We start from the raw sequence: 23,508 nt of genomic DNA, 5'->3' as shown, positions 1-23,508 counted from the left end.
CAAACGGTGCACCGTCGGTGATGGGGTGCATCCGTGACGTCATCTTCCGCAGTCCGTGTCTTGATCACGAGTGCGCTCGTGCTCGGCACCGCAGTTACCGGTCTGGGCACCGCTTCCGCCCAGACCGAGGCCTCCGTCGTCAGACCCGCTGCCTGGGGGCAGTGCGCGGCAGACGTCCTGGCCACGCTTCCGGCGACCGTGACGCCCGAAGAACGTGCCCGGCTCTCCTGCACCACCCAGGAAGTGCCCGTCGACCACTCGCGCCCGCGCGGTGAGAAGACCGGCATCGCGATGATGAAGCGGCCGGCGAACGACCCGTCCCGCAAGATCGGCTCGATCTTCCTCAACCCCGGTGGCCCCGGCGGTTCCGGCCTGATCCGCGGCGCCATCGCCAAGAACTACTTCCAGCCTGCCGTGCTGGACAGGTTCGACATCATCGGCTTCGACCCGCGTGGCGTGGCCCGCAGCGCGCCGCTGCGCTGCTTCCGCACCCAGGAGGAGTCCGACGCGGTGAACGCGGGCTGGTACAGCCTGCCCACCACCAAGGCGGAGATCAGCAGTTCGATCACCGCGGCCAAGGACTACAGCGCGTACTGCAAGATCAACGCCGGCCCGCTGCTCAACCACATGTCGACCGAGGCCGTCGCGCGCGACCTCGACGTCATGCGCGAGTCCGTCGGCGACAAGCAGCTGAACTTCGTCGGTTTCTCGTACGGCACGCTGATCGGCTCGACGTACGCCAACATCTTCCCGTCGAAGTCTCGGGCGATCGTGATCGACGGCAACGTCGACCCGCAGCTGCGCCTGACCAACGGCACCGAGTACGACCGCCAGCGCGCGCAGGGCTTCGAGATCGCGCTGGACGCGATGCTGAAGCGTTGTGACAGCGCGGGTGTGGCGAAGTGCGCGTTCGCCGGCGATGCGCGCGGCAAGTTCGAGGCCATGAAGAAGGCCCTGGCGGCCGGCCCCGCGACGTTGCCCAACGGCACCAAGGTGACGCTGGCCGACGTGATCGGCCGCGTGTCGGGTGACCTCTACTCGGTGCCGCGCTTCGCGGCCCTGGTCGCGTGGCTGCAGAGCGTCCACGTCGCACTGAACCCCGGTGTTGCCGGTGTTCTCAGCGTCCAGACCGCGGTGGAGCTCGCCGCGCCGCTGAACAACGGTGCCGGCCGCTACGACGTGGACCCGCTGCCGGACACCCCGTACACCGCGGACGACTCGTACTTCGCGGTGAACTGCACCGACAAGCCGTTCGCCCGCACCAACCGCCTGTGGGAGCAGACGGCGGCGAAGTGGGAGAAGCAGTCGCCGACGTTCGGCCGTTCCCAGGCCGCGTCCGACCTGCTCGCCTGCCCGACGTGGCCGACGCGCAACCCGGACCGCTGGATCGGCCCGTGGAACCGCAAGACGGCGAACCCGATCGTCGTGGTGGGCAACTACTACGACCCGGCGACGCAGTACCTGTTCTCGCAGCGCATGGCCAAGCAGCTCGGCAACGCTCGCCTGATCAGCGTCGACTCGTTCGGCCACTGCATCCTCGGCCGCTCGGCCGCTACGGACGCGGCGGTGGCGAAGTACCTGGTTGATCTGGTCGCGCCGGCCGAGGGTTCGGTGTTCCAGCCGAACGTGCAGCCGTTCGCCTGATCAACACGGTTGTCAGCAGCACTCCCGCACTGAGGAACGGCGTCAGCGGGGCCGAGGCCAAAGAAACCAGGGCCGCGGCCGCGTTGACGCCGTTCTTCGTTGCCACGGCCCGGATTCCGAGGGCGAGCGTGACGGTGATCGTGATCAGCAACGTCCACGGCAGGTCCGTCCACGCGAGTGCGAAGAGCCCGACACCGGCGAGGTAGTGGGCGTCCCTGCGCGGTCCGATCGCAGCCGCCGCAGCCGCGAGAAGCACGATCGGGGCTTCGTACGGCATGACGAACACCGCCGCGCCGTAGACCGCGCTGGCGATCGCTGTTCGCCAGCTGCGGCGCCGGATCGCCCAGCCCAGTACGCCGGCGACGACCAGCCAGGCCGGGACGGTGGGCCAGTCGTAGAGAAACCTGATGAAGCTCGGCTCGTGGTCTTCCTCGCCGGTGTACCAGCCGATCTGAATGCACGCGCTGGCGCCGTTGGGACAGCCGGGCCAAGAGGGGGGTGCGCTCGGCACCGCCTCGACGGCCGCGAACGCCCCCGCTCCGGCGATCGCAAGCGCCACCCACGCGGGCCGTGGTGCCACGGCGAGCAGAAGCAGAACCGCCGCCAGCGCGCCCGAGAACCAATAGATCACAGGAGTGCGCTCCGCACGATCAGCACCACCGCGCTGGCGCCCGCCACGATCAGCATCGGCGTGCGGATCCCGCCCGCGTCGAACCGCTTGCGCAACGGCCCGGACAGCAGGAACCCGGCCACCAGGAACGGGATCAGCGCGAGCCCCGCCCACAGCTGGTGTGCGTGCACCTGCCCGGCCGCGAGCAGTCCGACGATCGAGGCACCCGAGCCGAGCACGAAGAAGGCCGCCAGCGTCGCCCTGACCTGCGGTCCGGCCTGGTTCTGGTAGAGCAGCGCGACCATCGGCCCGCCCACCGCCGTCGCCGTGCCGAACGAGCCGCTCGCGAACCCTGCGGTGACCAGCGATTTCGGCTCCGGTTGCGGGCGCCAGGCGGTGATGGACAGCAGCACACACGCCAACACCGAGCCGCCGACCACGAGACCGAAGCCCTTCGGGTCGAGCGCGTCGACGATCAGGATCCCGACGACCGTGCCCGGCAGCCTGCCCAGCATCGCCCAGCCGACGCCGCGCCAGTCGACGTCGGCGAACTCCCTCACCAGCGACATCGACGCGTGCGCAGTGGCGACCATGAGCACCGGCACCGGCAGCAAAGCCGGATCCAGCAACGCGAGGATCGGCACCACGATCAGTGCCAGTCCAAACCCGATCAACCCTTGCAACACCCCGCCGAGCGCGACAACCACCCCGGCCACCGCCAGCAACCCCCAAGACATAGTTAGCCATGCTATCGACGCACGCGGGGAGCTTTCGTACTGTCACGCAGTACGAAAGGCCCCCGCGTGCTGTCACGCAGCACGCGGGGGCCCCGCGTGCGCTCCAAGTGAACGAAAGCTCCCCGCGTGCACTCGGCAGGCCAAGCTTTGCTTGCTGTTCGCGTGGTGTTGGTGAAGCGCACTTACGCTCCGCGCCATGACTGCGTCCCGTCGTTCCTTCCTGCTCGGCACCGGTGCGACCGCCGCCGCTGCCGCCCTGGTCACGCCCGGTTCCGCAAGCGCTGACATCGTTGTCGGCGGCGGGCGGCCGGACCCTGAGGCGCGGCGGTTCACGCTCGCCGTGATCCCGGACACGCAGTACATGTTCGATCTCGACCGGGGCGACCCGGCGCCGTTGAAGGCGACCCTGCAGTACCTGGTCGACCGCCGGAAGTCCGAGAACATCGTCTTCGTCAGCCACCTCGGCGACCTCGTCGAGAACGGGCAGAAGAGCGAGATCGACGACATCAGCGAGCGGTTCGAGGTGCTCGACCGCCGCCGGGTCGGGTACAGCGTCCTCGCGGGCAACCACGACCTGCCGGACTCGCGCACCGACGACCAGCGCGGCCGCACGCCGTACCTGGACCGGTTCGGGCCGCAGCGGTTCCGCGACTCGCCGACGTTCCGCGGTGCGAGCGCGGACGGGTACAACTCGTTCCACGTGTTCCGCGCGGGCGGCAAGGAGTGGCTGGTGCTCGCGCTGGACTGGCGCATGTCCGCCAAGGGTTTCGAGTGGGCGCGGTCGGTTCTGCGGCAGCACGCGAAGCTGCCCGTCATCCTCACCACGCACGAGCTGGTCCACGACGGCGGTGACGGTGCCGCGGTGATGTCCGACTACGGCCGCAAGCTGTGGGACGAGCTGATCAAGGACAACGACCAGATCTTCCTGACGTTGAACGGGCACTTCTGGCCGCCGGCGCGGGCGACGTTGCGCAACACCGCCGGCAACGACGTGCACGTGCACATCACGAACTACCAGGACCGCTACTACGGCGGCGGCGCGATGATCCGGTTGTACCACTTCGACCTGGACCGCAAGACGATCGACGTGCGCACGCTGTCGCCGTGGCTGCTCGGCAAGAGGTCGCTCAACCCGTTGGAACGCAACGAGACCGAACTGACCGGCCCGGCCGACAGGTTCAGCGTGCCGATCGACTTCGAACAGCGGTTCGCGCGCTTCGACCCGCCGGTGCTGCCTCCCGCTCAACCCGTGCGCGACGTGCTGGTGCGCGGCACGGTCGCGTACTGGCGGCTCGGGGAAGGGCTGAAGGACCTGTCGGGCAACGGGAACGACCTCAAGCAGACCGGGACGCTGGCTCCAGGCGATGATCATCACCGGTTCGCGCCGTCGCACCGTTCGCTGTACTTCGGCAAGAACGGCTACCTGTCCACTGTGGATTCCGCGCCGATCAACCGCGAGACGTTCGAGCGCGGGTACACGATCGAGCTGTTCCTCAAGCTGCCCGCGGACTTCGACCACCCGTGGTGCGGCCTGTTCACCAAGCTCGCGCCCGGAACGGCGGCCGGCAAGACCGCTGACGACCCGAGCGAGCCGATCGCGACGCTGAACCTCGCGGATGGCGGTGCGCTGCAGTGGGCGGTGTTCCCGCGCAACCAGGCGGGCATCTCCACGAACTGGGGCCACGAGATGCACTACGAGACGTGGTGGCACGTCGCGGTGGTGAACGACGGTACGCACACCACGCTCTACGTCGACGGATCTCCCTTGCTGCGCAACCCTTCCACACCGGCGCGCGGCATCTCGACCGCCGGTGATCCGTGGCTCGTCGGTGCCTACGCGTACAACAAGATCGTCGAGAAGTCGTTGCACGGCTGGATCGGCGACCTGCGGGTCGTGAACCGGCCGCTGGACCGTTCCGAGTTCATGCGATCGAAGGCAGCCCGAATCGCGGGAACAGACTGAGGTCGAAGAACGACGAGACGCGCGTGATCCGGTCGGTCGCGATCTCCAGGACCTGGAGGTTGAACGGCCGGAACACACCGTCTTCTGCGCGCAGGTAAAGCCCATAAGCGGGTTGGCCGTTCGCTTCCGCGGCGATCATCCTGGCGCCGTGCGGCACGGCCGGGCACTGGTTCGCGAGGTGCCACGCGACCATTTCCGGGCCCAGGTACCACTGCGGGTACGGCGGCATCTCCCAGACGACGTCCTCGGCGAACATCCCGATGATCGCCGGGATGTCCTTGGCCTCGAACGCTTTCACCCACCGGTCGAGCAGCGGCTTGGCGTCCGCGGGCTCGGTGACCTGTTCCTCGGTGAGGTCCTTGAGCTGCGCGTGGGCCCGTTGCAGAGCGCTGTTGACGGCCGCCACGGTCATGTCGAGCTCATCGGCGGTCTCGGCGGCGGACATCCTCAGGACGTCGCGCAGGATCAGCACCGCGCGCTGGCGTGGCGGCAGGTGCTGGAGCGCCGCGACGAACGCCAGCCGGGTGGACTCGCGTTCCGTGACGATCGCGGCGGGGTCGGTCGGGAACGGTTCCAGCCACGGGATCTCGTGATCCTGGGTCAGCGGGTCGCGCTCGGTCGCGCTGGTCGTCAACCCGAACGGCAGCGGCCGTTTGGTGCGTGTGTCGAGCGCGGTGAGGCAGACGTTCGTCGCGATCCGGTACAGCCAGGTGCGCACCGACGAGCGGCCCTCGAACTGGCCGTACGCCTTCCACGCGCGCAGGTACGTCTCCTGCACCAGGTCCTCGGCGTCGTGCAGCGAGCCGAGCATCCGGTAGCAGTGCGCGAGCAGTTCCCGGCGGAACGGGTCCGCGGCGGTCGCGAAGTCCACTGTCACTCTTGCACTGTAATCGCGTTCTGCAGGCGGGTGATGAGCAATCCGATGTGGTCCGCGAGTTCTTTCGGCTCGTGCACCTCGAAGTCGAGCCCGATGAACAGCAGGTGGAACACCATCCGGTCGAGCGACTCCGCGCCGGTGCGCATCAGGCAGGAGTTCTCGTCGATCGGTTCCAGCGAAACGGACATCGGGGACGTGCGTTCGGCGACGGTCTGCAGCGGGGCCTTGATCGTCAGCACCGCCTGGTAGGTGTAGACGCTGGACGCGACCTGGCGCGACACGAACTCGGCCAGGCTTTCCGCCGGTGGCTCGCGGGGCACGAAACGGGCGGCGGGAGTGGGTTCGGTGGTGATGCGGTCGACCCGGAACGTGCGCCAGTCCTCTTTGGACACGTCCCACGCGACGAGATACCACCTGCGGCCGGTGTGCACGAGCCCTTGCGGTTCCACGAGCCGTTTCGCCGGCTCGCCGCGCGTTGAGGCGTAGGTGAACCGCAGCTGCTGGTGGTCGCGACAGGCCGCGGCGATGATCGTCAGCGTTTCCGGATCGACGGTCGGACCCGCGGCGATCAGGGGAGTGGTGTGCGCCTGGAGCGCCTGGACCCGTCTGCGCAGCCTGCTCGGCAGGACCTGTTCCAGCTTGGTGAGCGCCCTGATCGACGTCTCCTCGATGCCCGCGATCGTGCCGTTCGCGGCGGTCCTGAGTCCGACCGCGACGGCCACGGCTTCGTCGTCGTCGAGCAGCAACGGCGGGAGTTCGGCGCCGGCCCCGAGCTGGTAGCCACCGGTCGCGCCGGGCAGCGACGTGACGGGGTAGCCGAGGCTGCGGAGCTTGTCGACGTCGCGGCGGATCGTGCGGACGTCGACGCTGAGCCGGTCCGCGAGCTCGGGACCCGTCCAGTCGCGCCGCACCTGCAACAGCGAGAGGAGCTTCAGCAGCCGTGCGGACGTCTCCAGCATGTGAGGAAGTCTAGATTCCGTTGCGGACAACGGCCTGTGATGGTTAGGGTTCGTGTCATGACTGCCGGGTCGGCCTTGTGCCGTGAGCGGAACGGTTGCCCGGCCCTGACTTGATCAGGGCCCCTCCGGATCCCGCGCTTCTCAGTTGGAGATGCGCTTGGGAGAGGAGGTGATGCGCAATGCTTCCCAACGTTGGTGATGTCTTTTCGGGGAAGGTCGTCTCGACCGTTCCCTTCGGTTCCTTCGTCGAGCACCCCGCCGGTGCACACGGGCTCCTGCACGGCCAACAGGCCGCGGTAGGTGCCTCGGTGCAGGTGAAGGTGCTCGCGGTGGACGCTGAACAGCAGCGTTTCAGCCTGGAGCTGGCGTGACGTGAGTGCGCGGGCAGAGGCGCCCTGCCCGCGTTTTCACGGCTTGCCGCGTTTTCAGGGCTTGCGGTAGTTCGCGCACTCCACGATCAGACGGTCGTGGAGCGTTCGGCGGTGCCCCTGTTCCTGGGGCGGCGAACCGAGCGCGTCCGCCGGGCTCGTGACGTCGTGCAGCAGCCGGTACAACACGACATCCGTTGCGGTGTAAAGCCAATCGTCCGCTTTGCCGGGCGGTGCGGCCGGTCCGAGCATGTTCTCGAACCACGCCGGGAACAGCAGATCGCGCGCGACCGCGTCCTCGATGCGGCTGCGGATCTTCTGCCGTGCCTCCGCCACGGCCTCGTTCCCCGCTGACTTGGCAGCGGTGTCCCTGGCGTGCGTGTTTTCGTCGGGTGGTTGCGGCCGCTCGTGCTCGGTGATCGCCCGCCACTGCTTGTACTTCTTGCGCCACAACGCTTCCGCGTTCGCGGGCAGGGTGGTCAGCGCCTCGGCCGCGTCGATCGCCTCCGCCGCCCTGCGGTCGTACTCGGCGATGGCCTTGCGGGTGTCCTTGGCTTCCTGCGGGGTGAAAGCCTTGCGCGCGTAGGCTTCCTGGCCGGCCAGGATCTTGGCGATCAGGGGTTTGGGTATTTCCGGCCAGCTGTCGAAGTCCGCCTTCTGGGTCTCGCTCGCCCTGACCTTCCGGTTCAGCGCCACCAGGAGCCGTTCGAGGCGGTGGACGCTCTCCGCCAGTTCGGTGACCCGCTCGTTGGTCTTGGCGATCTTGCGGGTGGTGTCCCGGAACTGGTTGTTCGTGCTCAGTTGTTGTTGGGCGGCTTCGGTTTGGCCGTTCTCGATCCGCGTGGTGAGCTGGTTGACGTCCTTCTTGAGGCGCTCGACCTTGTCGTCCAGTGCCTTGACCGGGTCGATGTTCTTCATTTGGCCTCCAATCGGCGGAAGCCTGGTCGTTCACGGCCAGGACGAGCCGATCCCGGCTTGCGCTGCCCGCGTAGTGGGCCGTCAGTCGGGACGCTTCTGCTGGTCGATGTACTCCTTGAGGGCGGACAAGGGCGCACCACCGCACGACCCGGCGAAGTAGGAGGGCGACACGAAGTGCTGCCCCCACAGGCATTGGCAGATGTGCGCGGAGAATTCCTGCCGCAGGCGTTGAGAGGAGACGCCTTTGAGACTGTTGACCAGTGTAGGCAGGGCCAGACTGGGCGGGTAGCGCACGTGGTCGGTCTCGCCGCTGAACTCGCGCAGCTCCGCGCCCAGGACGGCGCATACGTATGATGACCAACGTGAAGCAGGTCGTGCAGGTGCGGTTGCTGCCTACGCCCGAGCAGGCGTCGGCGCTGCTGGCCACCCTGCACACCTGCAACGCCGCCGCATCCTGGCTCTCCGGCCAGATGCGCACCCACCGCGTGTTCCGGAAGTTCGACGTGCACAAACGCTTCTACACCGAACTGCGGGAACAGTTCGGGCTGGGCGCGCAGCCCGCGATCCGGGTGATCGGCAAGACCGTGGACGCCTACACGACATTGCGGGCCAACCTCACGGCCGGCAACTACGGGCCGCCAGGGTCGGACCGACGCCGAAAGGTCGAGAACACCCCGATCGTCTTCCGCCTGCACGCGGCGCAGCCGTTCGACGCCCGCTGCCTGTCCTGGCAGCTCGGCGATGTGGGCCGCGAGGGCACGGTATCTGTCTGGACCACCGCCGGTCGACTCCGCAACGTGCGGATCGTCGGAAATCCCGGGCATCTCGCCCTGCTGCGCTCCCGAACGGCGATCGGAGAAACCGATCTGCTGCACCGGGACGGAGTGTGGCTGCTGCACGCCGTGGTCGAGAATCCCGAGGCCGCTCAGCAGGACCCGGCAAACGGGTTCCTCGGGGTCGACCTGGGCATCGTCAACATCGCGACCACCTCTGACGGTGACCGGTTTTCCGGGGCGCGCCTGAACCGCTACTGCAAGCGGCAGCAACGAATCCGGAAGCGGTTGCAGGCCAAGAAGACCTCCTCCGCGCGACGGCTGCTGAAGAAACGCCACCGCAAGGAGGCACGGTTCGCGGCCGACGTGAACCACCGGATCAGCAAGACCATCGTGGCCGAGGCTGAACGCACCGGACGCGGGATCGCCGTCGAGGAACTGACGGGAATCCGCGACCGGGTACGGCTTCGCAAGCCCCAACGGGCCACGCTGCATTCCTGGGCGTTCGCTCAACTCGGTCAGTTCCTGACCTACAAGGCCCAGCAGGCTGGTGTGGTGTTGGCGCAGGTCGATCCGGCCTACACCTCGCAGACCTGCCATGCCTGCGGGCACGTTGACAAACGCAACCGCCGCAGTCAGGCGGTATTCCATTGTGGCCGGTGTGACTTCGTTGGGCACGCCGACCACAACGCAGCGCACAACATCGCGGCTCGTGGTGTCGTGCGCTGGGGCGAAGTCATGCGCCCAGACGCAGCGCCCATCCTGGCAGCCAGCTAGGACGGCAGCAGCAAGCCTGGAAACCGCCGCTTGCGGCGGTTGGCAAGCTCGTTCCTTCAGGGACGAGTTCATGACTTGAGCGTCCTCCAGGCCCACCAGGCGATTCCCAGCGCGGTGACGAGGGTCGCCCAGCCGTTCGCGAGCGGGGTGAGCAGGGTGGCCACCAGAGCCGCGGTGATGGCCGTGGTCCTGGCCCGAGGTTCCCAGATCTTGCGGCCGGTGGGGTCCACGAGGACCGCCGCGGCCGTGGCGACGGCCAGCAGGAGGGAGAGCAGCGACCAGGCGTCGAACCAGCCGACCGCGACGACCAGCGCCGCCGTGGAGGTGGCTGCGGCGATTGCGCGGTTCGGGACGGTCAGCCTTGCGGACTCCACGTCTCGGCGGGCCTGCATCACGGCTTCGACTTCGCGGTTCGTGTCCGCGAGGAGTGCGGGGAAGTCCGGGCTGCCGGGGCCCGCGGCTTGGAGGGCTCGGAGGGCTGTTCGCAGCGCGTGCTGGCGGTCGGCCAGGCGGGCGAACGGTTCGGCTGCCATGCCCTGAAATCGTGATCAAGGTAGGTGGGTGGGGCTAGGGCTGCGGGCTGAGTTGGTCCGGTTGCCGACGAACTTCCCTCAGCTGGAGTAGTGGTGTCTCGGTACGTGGTCCGATTCGCATCGGACCACGCTCAAGACTTCCGGCGGGCCTCCGGTGGCCAGACCACCTCGATCGGCACGCCGCTCGCCCGTGCCTGTTCCACGACGTCCGCCGTGCCGCCCTTGCCCTGGGCCGGCACGCCGTCCCACACCGCCACGAGCATCTCGACCGAGGCGAGCATGCGTTCGTTGGCGGCCACGTAGGCGAGGCGTCCCGACGACATGTGCGGCAGGACGCTGACCACGGTGGCGGCCGCGCGCAGTTCGTCGTAGTCGGCCAGCTGGTGCGGTTTGAGGCGGTCGCGGTAGTCGAGGGCCGGTAGGACGACCTCGACCTGGCCGCCGAGGTCCAGGACGGCACGGGCGAAGACCTGGTCGGCGCCCGGCGCCAGGCAGGTGACGCCGACCAGGGGGTGGCCCAGCCCGTCCAGCACCTCGGTGATCGCGGCCTGGACGGCCGGGACGCACTCGGGGACCAGGTTGCTGTGCCCGGTGATGCCGACGCGCATCAAGCCGTCCGGATCGCTCTGATCGCGTCGCGGGTGTCCTGCACGGCGGGGATGTGGCGGTGCCGTGCCGCTTCCTTGGCGAAATCCTCCAGTTTGCGAAGAACGCGCCCGGAAGAGAGCTTCGCCGCCGTCGGCAGGACTTCGTTGATCAACCCGCACGCCGCCTCCGGGTCTCCCGCGACCATCTTGGTGCGCGCCAGTCCGATCACGTCGAACGCGCGGTTGCGCACCTTCGACGGGTCCCGCAGCTCCAGGGCTCGCCGGATGTGTTGTTCGGCGAACACCGCTTGAGCCGGGTCGTGCATGGCGAGGTCGCGGCACCGTGCCCCGATCACGCCTTCCAGTTCGGCCTCGTCGAAGCTGTGCAGGTAGCGCGGCTCGGTGTCCGCGTCGCGCTGCGCGAAGCTGTCCTGGGCCATGCCCACGGCCTGGTGGAACTCCCTGGTCTTGCCCATCTGGGCGTAGGCCCAGGCCTCACGGGTGAGGAGCAGGGCTTTCAGAGTGGGTGTGCCGGTGCGGCGGGTGCCGTACTGGCCGAGTTGGACCAGCTCCAATCCGTCCTCCGGGCGGCCCAGGTCGAACATCTGCCTCGCCATGGCGGCGAGGCACAGGGCCGCGAAGCCGTCGTTGTGGCCGGCCTTGGCCATCCGGATGGCCAGCACGTAGTAGCGCTGGGCCGCGTTGTGCAGGCCCGCGTCGAACGACATGCTCGCCGCCACCTTGGACAGTTCCGCGCCGATGAAGAACGCGCGTTCCGTCGTCGGGCCCGAAGGCGCGCGGCCCAGTCGTTCCGCCAGCTCGTCGAGCTGACCCAGCACGGCTTTGCGCGCCAGTCCGAACCCGCCCCTGCCGCCCCAGCCGCGCAGGCCGTCGGCCACGCGCTGCAGGGCTACGAGCTCCTCCTCGCTGATCGCCGAGTGCGACGACCACTTCGACAGGTTCTGCAGGGGGTGCAACCACCTCTGCAGCGGCTCGACCAGTGCGGATCCCACCGTCACCGCGGCGGCTCCCGCGAGCGCCGCTCGTCTGCTGATCGCCAAGTCGCTCCTCGCCGTCTCTTCGACCGAACGGGCAATGCTCGTCGCCTCCCACGGGGCGGCGAGCACGTCTGGTGGGCTCGTTTCGGGTGAGCCCACCTGAGCTGGGATGACGACTCGGTCGAACCACAGTCGTTCGCCCGGCACACCGAGCACGAGCGCGAAGTGGCGCAGCCGGTCGAGGCGGTCGATCTGGTTCTCGCCCGACTCGTAACGCGAGAGCTGCGCCTGGCTGATGCCGAGCCAGGCCGCCATGCGGTCCTGCGTGACCCGGCTCAGGTGCTGGGGGTGGTGCCGGTACGCGGAGATCAGCGCACCCATGTCGCGGTCGGTGCAGGCGGCCGCGATCGCGGGGTGGTCCCAGAAGTCGTTCGGGACCTCAGGTGGTCCGTGCACGTCCGCACGAGCGTTGCGGCGGCACCGGTGACACAGCCGATCGGTGTTGTCGGCGGCGATGAACGCCCCACACGGGCAAGCGCGTCTGGATTTGGGTCTCGCGGTATCCATCGGCATCGCCCCCGTCACTGAGCGTTCACCAAGTGTACGGAGACGTGATCGTCAGTCCATCCATCTCATGCATAAGACGTAATGAATTCGCGTGTCGCAGTCCTGGTGCCCCCGTGCGGCGGATGAGCTTCATACGTCCGCTGCATGAGGCTCATGCAGCGGACGAGTGGTGTTGGCGTGAAGTGGGACACATCCTGCACATCGCAGGGGCGCGGGCCGATCCCCGTGGTTCTGCCAGTGCCTGACCCACCACCGGGGAGGACGACCGCCGATGAGCATCACGACCGCGGAGACCGGCACCGGAAGTGCCGGGATCCCACAGAACAGGGGACACGCACGGGCGATCGGCGAGGCAGTCGCCGGCTACCGGTTGCTCGGCTGGCAGGTGACCGTCACCGAGCAGGGAGTCTTCCTACCTCTAGGCCCCGCAACGACAGCGCTGGCCATGCCGGCGCGCATCGGATCGCGAGTGCTGGCGGATCTGAAGTCGCGCATGCTGGCCGGGCCCGTCACCGTCATCCCCGGCCCCCGCGAACACTGGATCTTCCTGGCCGAGCTGGTGGCGTTGCTGCCGACCCACCTCAAGGCGCCACCGGAGGTCCAGTTCGTGCGATCCCCGCACCGGATCGCGCTGCCACCCACGATGACCAGGTACGGATCGCTGCGGTGGGCGAACCCGCCGTCGCACTCGCGCCACTGGTTCCCGCCGTTCACCGCCGTGCTGGCACTGGCCCGGACGGCTGCCGCGGAGGACCAGCGCCGATAATCGGTGCTCGTGGATCGTCGTTCAGTGCTGTTGTGTGGGCTCGTCGCCGCGTTGAGCGCCTGTGGCGAGCCTGCTCCTCGCAAGACGGGTGGTGTGGGGACCGCCCGGCCAGGGGACCGCGTGGCTTCCGCCGCCTCGGTTCCCGTCCGCAGTGGCGTGCTGGTGGACATGCCCGGCAACGCCCAGCTGTTGGTCGTGCAGCCTCGATCGGGTGAATTCCGCGCTTTCAACCCCGCTTGCCCGCACGTGGGTTCCATGGTCAACCCTCCTGCCGGTGGCGTCATCACCTGCCCGCTGCACGGGAGCGCTTTCGACCCCGCTTCGGGCGCCGTCCGCAAAGGACCTGCGACTTCCGGGTTGACCGAGGTTGCCATCACGCTTTCCGGTGAAGATTTGGTGCTCGCTTGAGACCTGTGCGTTTGCTGTGCATTGGTGTTCACGCTGAACTTCCGGTGACCATTTCGCGTAATGCTGTGATGTGACCCCGGACACCCACCACCACGGAGGAACGGTCGTGAACACCGAAAGCCTGGTCAACAGGCGGGCGGCGCTGTGCGGAATCGCGGTGGCCCTCGCCGTGCCCAGCGGGCTCGTGACCGCGTGCAGCTCCACTTCTCCCGGCACCAGTTCCACACCCGCGCAGGGCGGCTCGACCCCCACCGGATCCACGGGATCCGCTGGTTCCGCCGGGACCAAACTCGTCGCGCTGGCGGACGTTCCCGAGGGCGGCGGCGCCGTGGTCGACGCACCTGGTGGCAAGAAGATCGTCGTGGCGCGGATCTCCGCCACCGAGGTGAAGGCTTATGACGCGACCTGCCCGCACCAGGGTTCGATCGTCGCGGAGCCTTCCGGCAGCACCATCACCTGTCCTTCGCACGGCAGCCAGTTCGGCACCGCGGACGGCGCGGTGAAGAAGGGGCCGGCGACGTCCGGTCTGCGTGCGGTCGCGGTGAAGGTGGACGGCGACCAGATCGTCCTGACCTGACCTTTTCTGTTTTTGTCAGACCTCGTCGATAGTCTTGTCGGCGTGGCAGATCCCTCGACGTACCGCCCCGCTGTGGGCACGATTCCTGAGGCTCCCGGCGTCTACAAGTTCCGCGACGCCGGTGGCCGGGTCGTGTACGTCGGCAAGGCGAAGAGCTTGCGCAGCAGGCTCAACTCCTATTTCGCGGATCTCGCCGGGCTGCACCCGCGCACGCGGCAGATGGTGACGACGGCCGCCTCCGTCGAGTGGACCGTCGTCACCACCGAGGTCGAGGCGCTGCAGCTCGAGTACAACTGGATCAAGGAGTTCGACCCGCGGTTCAACGTCCGGTATCGCGACGACAAGTCGTATCCGGTGCTCGCCGTGACGCTGTTCGAGGACTACCCGCGGCTGCACGTGTATCGCGGTCCGCGCAAGAAGGGCGTGCGGTACTTCGGTCCGTTCGCACACGCGTGGGCCATCCGCGAGACCTTGGACCTGTTGCTGCGCGTGTTCCCCGCGCGCACGTGCTCCGCCGGCGTTTTCAAGCGGCACAACCAGATCGGGCGCCCGTGCCTGCTCGGGTACATCGACAAGTGCTCGGCGCCGTGCGTCGGCAAGGTGTCGGCGGACGAGCACCGCGCGATCGTCGAGGACTTCTGCGACTTCCTGGCGGGCAAGACGGATCACATGATCCGCCGGCTGGAACGCGAGATGACCTCGGCCGCCGAGGAGTTGGAGTTCGAACGCGCCGCGCGGCTGCGCGACGACCTCGGCGCGCTGCGTCGCGCGATGGAGAAGCAGGCCGTCGTGCTCGGCGACGGCACGGACGCGGACGTGATGGCGTTCGCGCAGGACGAGCTGGAGGTCTCGGTCCAGGTCTTCCACGTGCGCGGCGGCCGGGTGCGCGGGCAGCGCGGCTGGGTGCTGGACAAGGTGGAGGCGGTCGACGACGCGGCGCTGGTCGACCAGTTCATCATGCAGTTCTACGGCGACAACACCGAGAACACCCCGCGCGAGGTGCTGGTCCCGGTACTGCCGGACGACGCCGCCGCGCTGGAAGACCTGCTGTCCGAACAACGCGGCTCGCGAGTCGTTCTGCGCGTGCCCCAACGAGGTGACAAACGGGCGTTGATGGAAACGGTGGCGCGCAACGCTTCCGAGGCCTTCGCCCAGCACAAGCTCCGCCGCGCCGGCGACCTGACCGCGCGTTCGGCCGCCCTGCAGGAGATCCAGGACGCGCTGGCGCTCGACACCGCGCCGTTGCGCATCGAGTGCATCGACATCAGCCACGTCCAGGGCACCGACGTGGTGGCGTCGCTGGTCGTCTTCGAGGACGGCCTGGCCCGCAAGTCGGAGTACCGCCGCTTCGCCATCCGCGAGGCCGCCACCGAAGGCGACGTCGCCTCGATCGCCGAGGTGGTCCGCCGCCGCTTCCAGGCGATGCTGCGCGAAACCGCGTCCGGCGGCCCGAACCCCGGCATCGACCCGGACACCGGCAAGCCCCGCAAGTTCGCCTACCCGCCCAACCTCCTGGTGGTCGACGGCGCCGGCCCCCAGGCCACCGCCGCCGCCGACGTCCTGGCCGAGCTGGGCATCACCGACGTCGCGGTCGTCGGCCTGGCCAAGCGCCTGGAGGAGGTCTGGGTCCCCGGCGAGCCCGACCCGGTGATCCTGCCCCGCGCCAGCGACGGCCTGTACCTGCTGCAGCGGGTCCGTGACGAGGCGCACCGCTTCGCCATCGCCTACCACCGCCAAAAGCGCTCCAAGCGCATGACGGTCTCCGAACTGGACGACGTGCCCGGCCTCGGCGAAACCCGCAAAGCCGCGCTGCTCAAGCACTTCGGCTCGGTCCGCAAGCTCAAGCAGGCCACAGTGGACGAAGTCAGCGAGGTCCCCGGTGTGGGCCGCCGCACCGCCGAGGCGGTGGTGGCCACCCTGTCCGGGGCGAGCGCGGGTGCCGCGGCGGGCTCGGCCGGCGATGGAAAGCCGGTGTCGTGACGATCCTCCGGCTGATCCGCACGTTCAGGGCCGTGGTCGGGTCCATCGTGGGAGCGACGTAGTGGAACCGTTGCCCGAAGCCGTTTCGGCCATGTTGTCGGAACTGCACGCCCCACAACGCCTCGTCGCTCACCTGCGCGTGGTGCACGACGTGGCGTGCCAGTTGACGGACTGGGTGACGCGGCACCACCCGGCGGCCGCGTTCGACCGCGCCGCTGTGTTGTTCGGCGCCGCCACCCACGACATCGGGAAGGTGTTGCACCCCAACGAGTTGTCCGGCCCCGGCGCGGCGCACGAGCCAGCGGGCCACGAGTTGCTGCGGGAGCACGGGGTGGAGGAGCGGCTGGCCCGGTTCGCCGGGACGCACGGGTCCTGGTCGGCGGGGTCGAGCCTCGAAGACCTGCTGGTCAGCCTCGCCGACAAGGTCTGGAAGGCCAAGCGCGTCCAGGATCTGGAGGAACTGGTCACCGCCCGCCTCGCCGCCGCCTCCGACCAGGAGCCGTGGGAGGTTTTCCTGGCGCTGGACGACGAGCTGGACCGGATCGCGTCGGGAGCGGACGCCAGGCTGGCCTACCAGTCGAGCCACCCGGTCAGGACGTGATCGCGATGCCCCACCTCTCACCGGTCACACCTGACACAGCGGTCACCCTGTTCCCGTTCGTCCTGCACGAGAGCCGCGCACCGGACGAGGATCGTGACCGCGACCACGGCACGCCCGCCTCAAGTGTCGAACCTGCCGCACGCGGGAGCCGTTCCAGGGGAGACTCACCGCGGGCGCGCCGAGTCGTGGCGTGGCCCCAACATCGAGCTTGCCCAAACGAGAGCGTCTACAACGCGCTCATGAACAGGTAACGGAGTCGTAGTCGTGAACGCGGAGAAGTCCGGCATCGAAGTCGCCGTGGTGACCGGGCTGTCCGGTGCGGGCCGCAGCACCGCGGCCAAGTGCCTGGAGGACCTCGGCTGGTTCGTCGTGGACAACCTGCCCCCGGAACTCATCGCCACCATGGTCGAGCTCGGCGCGCAGGCGCGCGGGGCGATCACCAGGGTCGCGGTCGTCATGGACGTGCGCAGCCGCGCGTTCACCGAGGACCTGGCCGCCATCATCAAGGACCTCGACGCGCGCGGGTACAAGCCGCGCGTGCTGTTCCTCGAAGCCACCGACGACGTGCTGATCCGCCGGTTCGAGGCGGTGCGGCGTGGTCACCCGATGCAGGGGGACGGGCGGCTGCAGGACGGCATCGAGGCCGAGCGGATCCTGCTCACGCCGCTCAAGCAGGAGGCCGACCTGGTGCTCGACACGAGTGCGCTCAGCATTCACCAGCTCCGGGCCAAGATCGAGGACTCCTTCGGCACCGAGGCCGCGAGCCGGACGCGGGTCACCGTGCTGAGCTTCGGCTACAAGTACGGGCTGCCGATGGACGCCGACCTCGTCATGGACGTGCGGTTCCTGCCGAACCCGTTCTGGATCCCCGAGCTGCGCGAGCAGACGGGTCTCGACGGTGAGGTGCGCAACTACGTGCTGTCCCAGGAGGGCGCGGACGAGTTCCTTGACCGGTACCACGAGTTGCTGCGGCTGATCGGCGCCGGGTACCGGCGTGAGGGCAAGCGCTACCTGACGCTCGCGATCGGCTGCACCGGTGGCAAGCACCGCAGTGTGGCCCTGAGCGAAGAGCTGGCCGCGCGGCTGGCGAGCGAGGACGGCATGGCCGTGAAGGTCGTGCACAGGGATCTGGGACGCGAGTGACGAAGTTGAAAGCTGTTGCTTTGGGTGGCGGGCACGGGTTGCACGCGACGTTGACGGCCCTCAAGCGGGTCACCGACGACGTGACGGCCGTGGTGACCGTCGCGGACGACGGGGGCTCGTCTGGCCGGCTCCGGCGTGAGCTCTCGGACCTGCTGCCGCCGGGCGACCTGCGCAAGGCCATGGCGGCGCTGGCGGGCGACGACGAGTCGAGCAGGCTCTGGACGTCCCTGTTCAAGCACCGTTTCGGAGGCACGGGTGCCCTCGCCGGCCACGCGGTCGGCAACCTGGTGATCGCCGGGCTGCTCGAGCAGCTCGGCGATCCGGTGGCCGTCCTCGACCTCACCTGCCGGCTGCTCGGCGTCAAAGGCCGGGTGCTGCCCATGTCGAACGAGCCGCTCGACATCGAGGCCGACGTCACAGGGCTCGACGAGGACGAGAAGGACGTCCGCCGCATCCGGGGCCAGGTCGCCATCGCGACCACGCCCGGGCTGGTGCAGCGCATCCGGCTGACTGCCCCGAACGGGCGACCTGCCGGCTGTCCGGAAGCAGTACAGGCTGTACTTGACGCCGATCTTGTGTTACTTGGTCCGGGATCGTGGTTCACCAGCGTGTTGCCGCATCTGCTGGTGCCCGAACTGCACGATGCGCTGGTACGCACGCGGGCCAAGAAGGTCCTCGTGCTCAATCTCGTCCCCCAACCGGGTGAAACCGCCGGTTTCTCTCCGGAGCGCCATTTGGACGTAGTCTGCGAACACGCACCCGAGCTGAAGGTGGACGCGGTGATCGCGGACGTCGACTCGGTCCCCACCCCGGACCGGTTGACGCGAGCCGCCTCGGTACTGGGCGCGCACACACATCTGGCCAAGATCGCCGCACCGGACGCCGCCGAGCGGCATGATCCGGAGGCACTGGCCGGTTGCCTGAGGCAGGTGGTCGATGAGACCGGAGTGGGAGGGACTGGCCCGTGGCGATGACGTCGGCGGTCAAGGACGAGCTGAGCAGGCTCGCGGTATCCAAGACCTGTTGCCGCCGCGCGGAGGTGTCCTCCCTGCTCAGGTTCGCCGGCGGCCTGCACATCGTGTCCGGCCGGGTGGTCGTGGAGGCCGAGCTCGACCTCGGTTCCGCCGCCCGCAGGCTCCTCAAGGAGATCCAGGCGCTCTACGGCCACCACGCCGAGGTGTTCACGATCCAGTCGAACGGCCTGCGCAAGGGCACCCGCTACGTCGTCCGCGTGGTCAAGGACGGTGAGGGGCTGGCCCGCCAGACCGGTCTGCTCGACCCGCGCGGCCGTCCGGTCCGCGGTCTGCCCGCGCCGGTCGTGTCCGGTGGCGTGTGCGACGCGGAAGCCGCCTGGCGCGGCGCGTTCCTGGCGCACGGCTCGCTGACCGAGCCCGGTCGCAGCTCGTCGCTGGAGATCACCTGCCCCGGTCCGGAGGCGGCACTGGCACTGGTCGGTGCGGCGCGTCGGATGGGCATCGGGTCGAAGTCGCGCGAGGTGCGCGGGGCCGAGCGCGTGGTGATAAGGGACGGCGACGCCATCGGGGCGATGCTGACCAAGCTCGGCGCACACGATTCGGTGCTGGCGTGGGAAGAACGCCGGATGCGGCGTGAGGTCCGGGCCACCGCCAATCGGCTCGCGAACTTCGACGACGCCAACCTGCGCCGGTCGGCGCGGGCGGCCGTGGCCGCCGCCGCACGGGTCGCCCGGGCGTTGGAGATCCTCGGCCCGGAGGCGCCGGACCACCTGGCCGCCGCCGGAGCGCTGCGGCTGGCGCATCGGCAGGCTTCGCTGGAGGAGCTCGGGCAGCTGTCCGACCCGCAGATGACCAAGGACGCGGTGGCCGGCCGGATAAGGCGTCTGCTGGCCATGGCGGACAAGCGGGCCAAGGACCTCGGCCTGCCGGACACGGAGTCCGCGGTCACGGCGGAGATGCTGGAAGCAGAGGTCTAAAGCGTGTGGCGGCCTGCCCAGACCGCCAGCTGAGCGCGCGATCTCAGGCCCAGCTTGGATCGCGCGTGCGTCACGTGCCGGGCAACGGTGTGAGGTGAGATCCCCAGCCGTTGCCCGATCTGGCGGTTCGTCAGGCCCTCCGCCACCAACGTCGCCACGTGCCGTTCGCGTGCGGAGATCAGGCCGTCGTCCTCGGCCGGCGGCTGGGCGGTCAGGGCGTAGGAAATGGCCTGCGCCAACGACATCCGCTCGCCGGTCGACTCGGCGGCGCGCAGCCGTCCCGCGGTGATGCGGTCGCGGCAGATCGCGCGGGCCTCGTCCAGCAGGGCCTGCCAGTAGGGCTCGGCGCGGAAGTCGTAGCGGGCGCGCACCACCGAAGCGGCGGTCAGCAGCGACAGGGCGCGTTCGTCGTCGGAGCCGACGCCCACCAGGCCCAGTGCCAGGCCTTCCAGGTCGTAGAACTGGTCCATCGGGTGTTCGGAACCCACGGAGAGGCTCTCGCGGAACAGGTCCACGGCCTCGGCGCAGTCCTTGCGGGCCAAGGCGATGGCGCCCGCGGTGTGCAGAACCGGGTTCAACAGGTGCGGCAGGCCCAGCAGGCGCGTCAGCGTCAGCGCCTCGCGGATCAGCGGCGCCGCCTGGTCGGCCTCGCCGTGCTGCAGCAACGTCCAGCCGTAGGAGTTCAGCAGGATGGCCCGCGCGAGCTTGTCGTCCGAGTTGTGCAGCAGCGTGGCGGCCTCGTCGAACAGTCGCCAGGCCAGCGCGGGATCGCCGATGTGGGCCTCGGCGGAGGCGAGCACCTCCAGCGCGCGGGCCGTGGTGCCGGGACGGCAGGCGTCGGCACGTTCGATCGCCAGCGACTCCTCGGCGAACCGGCGGGTCACGTGCCAGCCGCCGCGCACCCGGTGATGCATGGCGGCCAGCACGGTCAGGGCGCTCCGGGACGCCTGGGGCATCGGCCGGGACAGGGCCTGGTGCAGCAGCTCGGCAGGAGCGCCGCGCGGGCCGCGCGGGGTCGAGGTCCAGGCCGTGGCGACGGCCGCGAGGGCGTGCCGCGACCAGTCGGCTGTCTCCGCCGTGCGCGTCACGGCCAGTTCGATCAGGCCGACGTTGCGGTCCAGGCGCAGCACGACCGGCGGGGACGGGAAGAACGACGAGATCTCCGGCTCCACGACCGAACACACCCACTCGACCACACGGTCGGCCACGAGAGAGGCATCTCCGCACTCAACGGCGCGCTCATAGCAGTAGAGGCGCACGGACTCGAGCTGGCGGAACGTCGTGTGGCCGCCGACCCGCTCGACCACCAGCAGCGACTTCTGTTCCAGGCCGGTCAGCAGCTCCAGCGCGTCGGGAACACCGCAGACCGCGCTCGCGACGCCGAGGTCGAACGGCACGCCGAGCACCGCGAGCCGGCGCGAGGCGGCTTGTTCCGCGGGTGAAAGCAGGTCGTAGCTCCAGCCGATCGCGGCGCGCAGCGTGCGGTGGCGGTCGTCGGCGGCGCGCGGACCGCCGGTCAGCAACGCCAGCCGGTCGCCCAATCGGGCAAGGATGTCGGCGGGGGACAGGACGGTGATGCGGCGCGCGGCCAGTTCGATCGCCAGCGGCATGCCGTCGAGCGAGCGGCAGACGGCGACGACGTCGGCGACGTTCGCGGAATCCACCTCGAACGAGCGGTCCACTGAGACGGCACGATCGCGGAAAAGCACCACGGCGTCGTAACGCAGGGCTTCGGCCACGTCGCAATCGGCGGGCGGCAATTCCAGCTCGCCGAGCGCGAAAACCTGTTCACCGGCCAGGCGAAGAGGCTCGCGTGACGTCACCAGCACGCGCAGCCGCGGGCAGCAGGCCAGGAACTCGGACACCACGTCGGCGACGTCGGCGAGCAGGTGCTCGCAGTTGTCGAGGACGAGCAACGGACGCCGGTGCTGCTCGATCTCGGCGATCACCGCGTCGCGCACCGAGCGGTTCGGCAGCGGGTGGGCGCCGACGGCGTGGTAGATCGCCTGGACGACGCCGGACGCGGAGGCCAGCGCGGTCCACCACACCTGATCTGCGCGTTTGTCGACGTGCTGGACGGCCAGCCTGGTCTTGCCGGCGCCCGCGGGACCGACCAGCGAGACGAGCCGGTGCTCCGCGCCCAGGCGGGCCAGCGAGGCCAGTTCCTCGCGGCGGCCGACGAAGGTGTCCAGCGGTGTCGGCACGCCCGAGTCACCGGAGGAGTCGTCGCGTGCCGAGGTGCGTTCGCGATAGGCGCGCTGACGGCAGGCGTTGGAGCAGTAGCGGCGGCCCGCGACCGCTTCGGTGAGCGGGTTTCCACATGTCATGCAGGCGGCATCGGCCGTCATGGAGATTGACCGTACCGGCGCGTAACGGTCCGTAACACCCGCTGTTTCGGGGTATTGAAGGGTCCGTCGAGGCGTGGACACGATCCCCGTCATGACAGCGGAGACGAACCACGGCAACACCTCGCTCGTGCCAACGCAGGACCGGCAGGTGGTCGACGAGTGGCTCGCGCGGATCGCGGCCGTCGTCGGCAGGGACGCGCGGGAGGACAGTCCGGAGGCGTGCCGCACCGCCGCGGAGGCCGCGGAGGAGCTGAGCGCGTACCTCTGGATGCTCCGCGCCCTGCGCCGCCGAACGGCCTAATCAGGGCTGGTTTCTCTGTCTCGATCAAGAGATACGCACTATCCGTGTGACCAGCGGCGCAGTTCGGCAGATAGGGTGGGCTTGTTCCTACCAAGCTGAACGCAAGGAGTCAGTCGTGACGGTTCGTGTAGGTGTCAACGGTTTCGGTCGGATCGGGCGCAACTTCTTCCGCGCCGTGAGGGCCGGCGGCCACGACATCGAGATCGTCGCGTTCAACGACCTCGGTGACGTCGCCACGATGGCCCACCTGCTGAAGTACGACAGCATCCTCGGTCGTCTGGACGCCGACGTGCAGGTCACCGACGAAGGCATCTCGGTCGACGGCAAGGTCATCAAGGCCCTCGCCGAGCGCAACCCGGGCGCTCTGCCCTGGAAGGACCTCGGCGTCGACGTCGTGGTCGAGTCGACCGGCTTCTTCACCGACGCCACCAAGGCCCGCGCGCACGTGGACGAGGGCGGCGCCAAGAAGGTCATCATCTCCGCGCCGGCCAAGAACGAGGACCTCACCGTCGTCATCGGCGCGAACGAGGACAAGTTCGACGGTTCGCAGACGATCATCTCGAACGCCTCCTGCACCACGAACTGCCTCGCGCCGCTGGCCAAGGTCCTCAACGACAGCTTCGGCGTCGAGCAGGGCCTCATGACCACGATCCACGCGTACACGCAGGACCAGAACCTGCAGGACGCGCCGCACAGCGACCTCCGCCGTGCCCGCGCCGCCGCGCTGAACATCGTCCCGACCTCCACGGGTGCCGCCAAGGCCATCGGCCTGGTGCTGCCGGAGCTCAAGGGCAAGCTCGACGGCTACGCGCTGCGCGTGCCGATCCCCACCGGCTCGGCCACCGACCTGACCGTCACGCTCAAGCGCGAGGTCACCGTGGACGAGGTCAACGCCGCCTACAAGGCCGCCGCCGAGGGCCCGCTGGCCGGCATCCTCAAGTACTCGACCGACCCGATCGTGTCGGCCGACATCGTCACCGACCCGCACTCGTGCATCTACGACGCGCCGCTGACCAAGGTCATCGGCAACCAGGTCAAGGTCGTCGGCTGGTACGACAACGAGTGGGGCTACTCCAACCGCCTCGCGGACCTGGTCAAGCTCGTCGCGTCCAAGATCTGAGT

At 69.0% G+C, this 23,508-nt stretch carries 23 protein-coding genes and 1 pseudogene; 14 read left to right on the top strand and 10 right to left on the bottom strand.

The window, feature by feature from the left end; genetic code table 11:
* Window positions 1-60: 60 nt before the first annotated feature.
* On the top strand, window positions 61-1,644 hold the full coding sequence (locus tag G7043_RS43000) for an alpha/beta fold hydrolase (protein ID WP_166054648.1): 1,584 nt from the start codon (window positions 61-63) through the stop codon (window positions 1,642-1,644).
* On the opposite strand, the gene G7043_RS42995 is transcribed toward G7043_RS43000, so the two are convergent.
* Both G7043_RS42995 and G7043_RS42990 read right to left on the bottom strand, forming a co-directional pair.
* Window positions 1,553-2,275, bottom strand: coding sequence for a hypothetical protein (locus tag G7043_RS42995; RefSeq protein WP_166054647.1), 723 nt, complete (start codon window positions 2,273-2,275; stop codon window positions 1,553-1,555). The two genes, G7043_RS43000 and G7043_RS42995, sit on opposite strands and share 92 nt — an antisense overlap.
* On the bottom strand, window positions 2,272-2,991 hold the full coding sequence (locus G7043_RS42990) for a sulfite exporter TauE/SafE family protein (protein WP_166054645.1): 720 nt from the start codon (window positions 2,989-2,991) through the stop codon (window positions 2,272-2,274). Before G7043_RS42990 ends, G7043_RS42995 begins: the two co-directional genes overlap by 4 nt.
* A gap of 196 nt (window positions 2,992-3,187) precedes the next feature.
* Here G7043_RS42990 and G7043_RS42985 point away from each other — a divergent pair, with 196 nt between their 5' ends.
* On the top strand, window positions 3,188-4,954 hold the full coding sequence (locus G7043_RS42985) for a LamG-like jellyroll fold domain-containing protein (protein ID WP_166054642.1): 1,767 nt from the start codon (window positions 3,188-3,190) through the stop codon (window positions 4,952-4,954).
* Here G7043_RS42985 and G7043_RS42980 read toward each other — a convergent pair.
* Window positions 4,914-5,831, bottom strand: a complete 918-nt coding sequence (locus G7043_RS42980) for a sigma-70 family RNA polymerase sigma factor (RefSeq protein ID WP_166054640.1) — start codon at window positions 5,829-5,831, stop codon at window positions 4,914-4,916. The two genes, G7043_RS42985 and G7043_RS42980, sit on opposite strands and share 41 nt — an antisense overlap.
* Complete coding sequence (locus tag G7043_RS42975; protein WP_166054638.1) at window positions 5,828-6,790, bottom strand: helix-turn-helix transcriptional regulator; 963 nt, start codon at window positions 6,788-6,790, stop codon at window positions 5,828-5,830. Before G7043_RS42975 ends, G7043_RS42980 begins: the two co-directional genes overlap by 4 nt.
* A gap of 179 nt (window positions 6,791-6,969) precedes the next feature.
* Here G7043_RS42975 and G7043_RS42970 point away from each other — a divergent pair, with 179 nt between their 5' ends.
* On the top strand, window positions 6,970-7,161 hold the full coding sequence (locus G7043_RS42970; RefSeq protein WP_166054636.1) for a S1 RNA-binding domain-containing protein: 192 nt from the start codon (window positions 6,970-6,972) through the stop codon (window positions 7,159-7,161).
* 54 nt (window positions 7,162-7,215) lie between these two features.
* Here G7043_RS42970 and G7043_RS47910 read toward each other — a convergent pair whose 3' ends face one another.
* Entirely contained in the window at window positions 7,216-8,076 is an 861-nt protein-coding gene (locus G7043_RS47910) for a hypothetical protein (protein WP_207312488.1), read from the bottom strand.
* 81 nt (window positions 8,077-8,157) lie between these two features.
* A pseudogene (gene tnpA / locus G7043_RS42960) lies at window positions 8,158-8,418 on the bottom strand (IS200/IS605 family transposase); the annotation flags it as partial.
* Window positions 8,419-8,438: 20 nt separating this feature from the next.
* Here tnpA and G7043_RS42955 point away from each other — a divergent pair.
* Entirely contained in the window at window positions 8,439-9,626 is a 1,188-nt protein-coding gene (locus G7043_RS42955) for an RNA-guided endonuclease InsQ/TnpB family protein (RefSeq protein WP_207312487.1), read from the top strand.
* Window positions 9,627-9,694: 68 nt separating this feature from the next.
* Here the strand turns inward: G7043_RS42955 and G7043_RS42950 are convergent, their stop codons facing one another.
* From G7043_RS42950 to G7043_RS42940, 3 genes are all read right to left on the bottom strand, one after another.
* Window positions 9,695-10,159, bottom strand: a complete 465-nt coding sequence (locus tag G7043_RS42950) for a hypothetical protein (protein WP_166054632.1) — start codon at window positions 10,157-10,159, stop codon at window positions 9,695-9,697.
* A 131-nt stretch (window positions 10,160-10,290) separates the two neighbouring features.
* The gene (locus G7043_RS42945; RefSeq protein ID WP_166054630.1) at window positions 10,291-10,767 is read right to left on the bottom strand and encodes a hypothetical protein; all 477 of its coding nucleotides are present in this window, start codon (window positions 10,765-10,767) and stop codon (window positions 10,291-10,293) included.
* On the bottom strand, window positions 10,767-12,200 hold the full coding sequence (locus G7043_RS42940; protein ID WP_313888369.1) for a helix-turn-helix domain-containing protein: 1,434 nt from the start codon (window positions 12,198-12,200) through the stop codon (window positions 10,767-10,769). The genes G7043_RS42945 and G7043_RS42940 overlap by 1 nt, the downstream gene beginning before the upstream one ends.
* Before the next feature lie 382 nt (window positions 12,201-12,582).
* Between G7043_RS42940 and G7043_RS42935 the strand changes: the two genes are divergently transcribed.
* From G7043_RS42935 to whiA, 8 genes are all read left to right on the top strand, one after another.
* Window positions 12,583-13,077: a hypothetical protein gene (locus G7043_RS42935; RefSeq protein WP_109637855.1), complete on the top strand. Its 495-nt coding sequence runs from the start codon at window positions 12,583-12,585 to the stop codon at window positions 13,075-13,077.
* Window positions 13,078-13,086: 9 nt separating this feature from the next.
* Complete coding sequence (locus G7043_RS42930) at window positions 13,087-13,485, top strand: Rieske (2Fe-2S) protein (protein WP_166054625.1); 399 nt, start codon at window positions 13,087-13,089, stop codon at window positions 13,483-13,485.
* Window positions 13,486-13,591: 106 nt separating this feature from the next.
* Window positions 13,592-14,062 carry a Rieske (2Fe-2S) protein gene (locus G7043_RS42925; RefSeq protein ID WP_166054623.1) on the top strand — a complete coding sequence of 157 codons (471 nt, stop codon included), beginning with the start codon at window positions 13,592-13,594 and terminating at the stop codon, window positions 14,060-14,062.
* A 42-nt stretch (window positions 14,063-14,104) separates the two neighbouring features.
* Complete coding sequence (uvrC, locus tag G7043_RS42920) at window positions 14,105-16,042, top strand: excinuclease ABC subunit UvrC (protein ID WP_166054621.1); 1,938 nt, start codon at window positions 14,105-14,107, stop codon at window positions 16,040-16,042.
* Between the two features lie 61 nt (window positions 16,043-16,103).
* Window positions 16,104-16,643, top strand: coding sequence for an HD domain-containing protein (locus G7043_RS42915; protein ID WP_313888368.1), 540 nt, complete (start codon window positions 16,104-16,106; stop codon window positions 16,641-16,643).
* A 285-nt stretch (window positions 16,644-16,928) separates the two neighbouring features.
* Entirely contained in the window at window positions 16,929-17,786 is an 858-nt protein-coding gene (rapZ, locus tag G7043_RS42910; protein WP_166054870.1) for an RNase adapter RapZ, read from the top strand.
* Window positions 17,787-17,791: 5 nt separating this feature from the next.
* The gene (locus G7043_RS42905; protein WP_166054872.1) at window positions 17,792-18,760 is read left to right on the top strand and encodes a gluconeogenesis factor YvcK family protein; all 969 of its coding nucleotides are present in this window, start codon (window positions 17,792-17,794) and stop codon (window positions 18,758-18,760) included.
* Window positions 18,751-19,737: a DNA-binding protein WhiA gene (gene whiA, locus G7043_RS42900; RefSeq protein ID WP_166054617.1), complete on the top strand. Its 987-nt coding sequence runs from the start codon at window positions 18,751-18,753 to the stop codon at window positions 19,735-19,737. The genes G7043_RS42905 and whiA overlap by 10 nt, the downstream gene beginning before the upstream one ends.
* Here the strand turns inward: whiA and G7043_RS42895 are convergent.
* Window positions 19,734-22,085: an ATP-binding protein gene (locus G7043_RS42895; protein WP_166054615.1), complete on the bottom strand. Its 2,352-nt coding sequence runs from the start codon at window positions 22,083-22,085 to the stop codon at window positions 19,734-19,736. The two genes, whiA and G7043_RS42895, sit on opposite strands and share 4 nt — an antisense overlap.
* Before the next feature lie 91 nt (window positions 22,086-22,176).
* On the opposite strand from G7043_RS42895, the gene G7043_RS42890 reads away from it, so the two are divergent.
* Both G7043_RS42890 and gap read left to right on the top strand, forming a co-directional pair.
* Complete coding sequence (locus tag G7043_RS42890; RefSeq protein WP_166054613.1) at window positions 22,177-22,386, top strand: hypothetical protein; 210 nt, start codon at window positions 22,177-22,179, stop codon at window positions 22,384-22,386.
* A gap of 115 nt (window positions 22,387-22,501) precedes the next feature.
* Window positions 22,502-23,506, top strand: coding sequence for a type I glyceraldehyde-3-phosphate dehydrogenase (gap, locus tag G7043_RS42885; protein WP_093601264.1), 1,005 nt, complete (start codon window positions 22,502-22,504; stop codon window positions 23,504-23,506).
* Window positions 23,507-23,508: the final 2 nt, after the last annotated feature.

The organism is Lentzea alba (genome assembly GCF_011067745.1).
GTDB classification, from domain to species: Bacteria; Actinomycetota; Actinomycetes; order Mycobacteriales; family Pseudonocardiaceae; genus Lentzea; species Lentzea alba.
This window is presented reverse-complemented; position numbering and strand designations above follow the sequence as displayed.

Bases quoted from the DNA above. Each gene is read 5' to 3' on its own strand.
- G7043_RS42975 (WP_166054638.1), bottom strand. From the start codon at position 6,790: ATGCTGGAGACGTCCGCACGGCTGCTGAAGCTCCTCTCGCTGTTGCAG.
- G7043_RS42890 (WP_166054613.1), top strand. From the start codon at position 22,177: ATGACAGCGGAGACGAACCACGGCAACACCTCGCTCGTGCCAACGCAG.
- G7043_RS47910 (WP_207312488.1), bottom strand. From the start codon at position 8,076: ATGAAGAACATCGACCCGGTCAAGGCACTGGACGACAAGGTCGAGCGC.
- G7043_RS42895 (WP_166054615.1), bottom strand. From the start codon at position 22,085: ATGACGGCCGATGCCGCCTGCATGACATGTGGAAACCCGCTCACCGAA.
- G7043_RS42970 (WP_166054636.1), top strand. From the start codon at position 6,970: ATGCTTCCCAACGTTGGTGATGTCTTTTCGGGGAAGGTCGTCTCGACC.
- G7043_RS42945 (WP_166054630.1), bottom strand. From the start codon at position 10,767: ATGCGCGTCGGCATCACCGGGCACAGCAACCTGGTCCCCGAGTGCGTC.
- G7043_RS42985 (WP_166054642.1), top strand. From the start codon at position 3,188: ATGACTGCGTCCCGTCGTTCCTTCCTGCTCGGCACCGGTGCGACCGCC.
- G7043_RS42950 (WP_166054632.1), bottom strand. From the start codon at position 10,159: ATGGCAGCCGAACCGTTCGCCCGCCTGGCCGACCGCCAGCACGCGCTG.
- G7043_RS42935 (WP_109637855.1), top strand. From the start codon at position 12,583: ATGAGCATCACGACCGCGGAGACCGGCACCGGAAGTGCCGGGATCCCA.
- G7043_RS42990 (WP_166054645.1), bottom strand. From the start codon at position 2,991: ATGTCTTGGGGGTTGCTGGCGGTGGCCGGGGTGGTTGTCGCGCTCGGC.